3 protein-coding genes are annotated in these 3,805 nt (G+C 70.9%); all 3 read right to left on the reverse strand.

From position 1 onward, the window contains the following. Window positions 1-816, reverse strand: an 816-nt coding sequence (locus Q0M60_RS00600) for a helix-turn-helix domain-containing protein (RefSeq protein WP_296814613.1), incomplete at its 3' end; no start/stop codon positions are given. A gap of 149 nt (window positions 817-965) precedes the next feature. Then, window positions 966-3,224 carry a phosphoenolpyruvate--protein phosphotransferase gene (gene ptsP / locus Q0M60_RS00605; RefSeq protein ID WP_296814616.1) on the reverse strand — a complete coding sequence of 753 codons (2,259 nt, stop codon included), beginning with the start codon at window positions 3,222-3,224 and terminating at the stop codon, window positions 966-968. Between the two features lie 70 nt (window positions 3,225-3,294). Next, a partial coding sequence (locus Q0M60_RS00610) for an ACT domain-containing protein (RefSeq protein ID WP_296814618.1) occupies window positions 3,295-3,805 on the reverse strand: 511 nt, incomplete at its 5' end.

Consider the following 3,805-nt stretch of genomic DNA (forward strand, 5'->3'; position numbering starts at 1 on the left):
CTGGCGCGCGAAATGAACGACGCCGTCCTGGGCGCGAACGACGATGCTGGCGGCCCGGCGCGCCTGCAGGATGACCCCCGAGCGCCCGGCGGCCACGCCATAGATGGCGCCGCGCGGATTGAAGGCCGCGCCGACCGGACCACCGGAGTCGGGCGCCGCGGCGGCGGCCTCCGCTCCGGCGAGAGCCGGGGCCAGGACCTCTTCGAGGCCCGGCGTGACGTAGAGGACGGGGGTCGTCTGGTCCGGCGGCGCGGGGCGCGGCGCGTCGAGTTCGAACTCGGAGGCGATGGCGCCGACGCGCCAGCTCTCGGGCACCTCGGCCAGGTCCGACGGCGTGGCGTTGTCGACCAGGCTGACACGCTGGAACACATTCCAGCCGACCACGGCCAGCACGAGGGCGGCGACGCCGCCGGCCCACAGCGGGGAGACCCGCTTGGGCTCCTGGAAGGCCACCCCGACCGGCGGCTGAAGCGTCTGGCTGGGAAGGTCGTAGTCGCGGCGCAGGCGCTCGGCGGCGGCCGTCTCGTCCAACCCCAGCGCCTGGGCGTAGGCCCGCGCATGGCCGAGCGCGAACGGCCGCGACGGCAGGTCCGCCAGACGGCCGTCCTCGAGCGCGCTGAGATAACGGGCGGGGACCCGGGTGATTTCCGACAGCTCATGCAGAGGCCGGCCCGAAGCCATCCGCGCGGCCTTGTAGGCGGCGCCCAGGCTTTCGGCGTCCTCGATGGTTACGGGCGGAGCCGGACGCCAGCCTTCGGCCGCCTGGTAGGCGCCAAGCGGCTGGTCTTCACTCTGCGGCGCACTCTGATCGCCCACGCCCAACTCACTCCGGGCGGAAACACCGCCCATACCTTCCTCGGAAGGCTCCCCGAACGGCTCGACGGGATAGGTCATGGCATTCCGGAAATCAAGGTTTTCTTAAGAACTCCGGCAGGGTGCGACGACTTGTGCCGCACCGGGACGCCTCAGAGCGCGAGGTTCAATTTCCGCGCCAGCGCCTCGACCTGATCGCGCACCGAACCGGAGGAGCTCGTCAGGATGGGGCCGAAAAGACGACGGGCTTGCGAGAGGTCCAGCGACAGGATCATCCGTTTGACCGGGCCGACCCCTGACGGCGGCGCCGAAAGCCTCTGGAATCCCAACGCTATGAGCGCGAACGCCTCCAGCGGCCTGCCCGCCATCTCGCCACAGACGGATACCGGCGTGCCGGACTCGGCGCAGGCCTTCTGGATGGCTGCGAGCGCGTTCAGCAGCGGGGGCGACAGGGGATCATAGCGGTCGGCCACCGTTGGATTGGTCCGGTCGGCGGCGAACATGTACTGCATCAGATCGTTGGTCCCGATCGAGACGAAGTCGGTCTGGGGCAGCAGGGCGTCGAGGTGCCAGAGCAGCGCCGGCGCCTCGATCATGGCGCCCACGCGCAGCAGGGCCGGCAGCGCCCGTCCCCGGCGGCGCGCCCACTGGCATTCGGCCTCGACCAGTGCGCGGGCGCGGCGGTACTCGTCGACGCTGGCGATCAGCGGGAACATCACCCGTAGCTCTCGCCCCCCCGCCGCCCGCAGCAGGGCGCGCAGCTGGAGCCTGAGCAGGGCCGGGCGATCCAGCCCCAGACGGATGGCGCGGCGGCCGAGAGCCGGGTTGTCCTCCCGCCCCGCGTCCAGATAGGGCAGCACCTTGTCGGCGCCGACATCGAGGGTTCGGAAGGTCACCGGCCGCGCGCCGGCGGTGTCGAGCACGTGCCGATAGAGCGCCGTCTGGGCGTCCAGACCCGGCAGGGTGTCCTGGACCATGAACTGGAATTCAGTCCGGAACAGGCCGACCCCCTCGGCCCCGGTGTCCGCCAGCGCCTCGATGTCGGTGCTCAGGCCGGCGTTGATCTGAAGCGACAGCCGGACGCCGTCGAGGGTGACCGCCGGCTCGTCCCGAATCTGCGCCAGCAGCGCGCGGCGCGCCTCGCGCGCCGCTACCCGCGCCTCGAACGCCTCCAGGAGATCGGGACGCGGACGCAGGTGCGCCTCGGCGGACTCTCCGTCGACGATGACCACGTCGCCTTCCGAGACCCGGTCCCGAACTCCGGTCAAGCGGCCGACACATGGAATATCGAGCGCGCGCGCGACCAGCGCCGCATGGCTGGCGGGCGATCCCTCCTCGAGCAGCAGCCCGCAGATCCGACCGCGCGGATATTCCAGCAGGTCCGCCGGGCCGAGGTTGCGGGCCACCAGGATTGCGTTTTCCGGCAACTCCCGCTGTCCGGGCTGTTCACCGGCGAGAATCCTCAGGAGCCGGTTGGCGAGGTCCTCCAGATCGTGGAGCCGCTCCTTCAGATACGGATCGCGGGCGGCGGCGAAGCGCGCGCGGTGCTGGGTCCGGGCGCGGTCAACGGCGGCCTCCGCCGAAAGACCCCCGCGGACCGCCTCCTCCAGCGAGCGAATCCAGCCGGGGCTGTCGGCCAGCATTCGATAGCTTTCCAGCACCTCGGTGGACGGGCCCGCGAGGTGCCCGCCGGCCATCATGTCGTCGATCTGGGCGCGAAGCCGGTCCAGCCCTTCGCGCAGCCGCCCCTCCTCCGAAGGCGTGTCGTCAGCCATCAGGCGCCCGGAGGCGACCGGGGGCTCGTGCAGAACCACCTGGCCGACCGCCAGGCCATCGGCGAACCGGTGTCCCTTCAGCCGCTCCGGACGATGGGGCGCGACCTCGACGTCCTTGAATTCCTCGACCGTCAGCTCCGTGCCAGCGACCAGCTCCACCAGCACCATGGCGATGGTCTGGAGATCCTCGATCTCGTCCTCGGCGTATGTGCGGGCGGTCCGGTTCTGGACTACCAGCACGCCGATGGTCCGGCCACCCCGCAGCAGCGGCACGCCGAGGAAGGCGTGGTAGGGATCCTCGCCCGTCTCCGGCCGGTAGGAGAAGCTCGGGTGGCTGGGCGCGTCAGCAAGCGCCATCGGCTCGGCCCGGCGGACCACCTCCCCGACCAGGCCCTCGCCCGGGGCGAGGCGAGTGTTGTGCACGGCCTCGGGGTTCAGGCCCTGAGTGGCGAACAGCTCCATCTCGCCGGACGCGCGGCGCAGGTAGAGCGAGCAGACCTCGGCCACCATCAGCCGGGCGATCGAGCGCACCACCTCGTCCAGCCGCCCCTGGGCCGGGGCGTCCGAGGCCATGACCTCACGGATCTGCCGAAGCAGGCTCCTGGGTCCGGACGCGGTCAGTCCCGAAACGGGCATGGGCGGACAGGCTCGATACAGGGGTCTCCGACTTGGGTCCTAGAGCCTTTCGCGGCCCTAGGGAATCGCCTCAGGCGTGGTTCAGGCCGAAGGCGGCGTGCAGGGCCCGCACGGCGTCCTCTCCCCGAGCGGCGTCGACCAGCACGCTGATCTTGATCTCAGATGTCGAAATGGCGTGTAGCGCGATGTCGGCGTTGGCCAGGGCCCGGAACATGGTCTCGGCCACGCCGGCATGGCTGCGCATGCCCACACCCACGACCGAGACCTTGGCCACGCCGTCGTCCGATGAGATGTCCGAAAAGCCGATCTCGGCCTGGCCCTGACCCATCAGCTCAACCGCGCGGGCCGCGTCGCGCTTGCCAAGGGTGAAGGTCAGGTTCGAGCGGGCCTCGGCGCGGGCGCGCGACTGGGCGATCATGTCGACATTGATCCGGGCCGAGGCGAGCCGAGCGAAGACCTGGGCCTGGGCGTCGGTCCGATCCGGCATGCCGAACAGGGTGATCCGCGCCTCGTCGCCGCTCAGGGCCACGCCGCTGACGATCCGCTTTTCCATGGTCGCGTCCTCCTCGCAGATCAGGGTG

Origin of the sequence: Brevundimonas sp. (assembly GCF_024711105.1) — a bacterium.
GTDB lineage: Bacteria > Pseudomonadota > Alphaproteobacteria > Caulobacterales > Caulobacteraceae > Brevundimonas.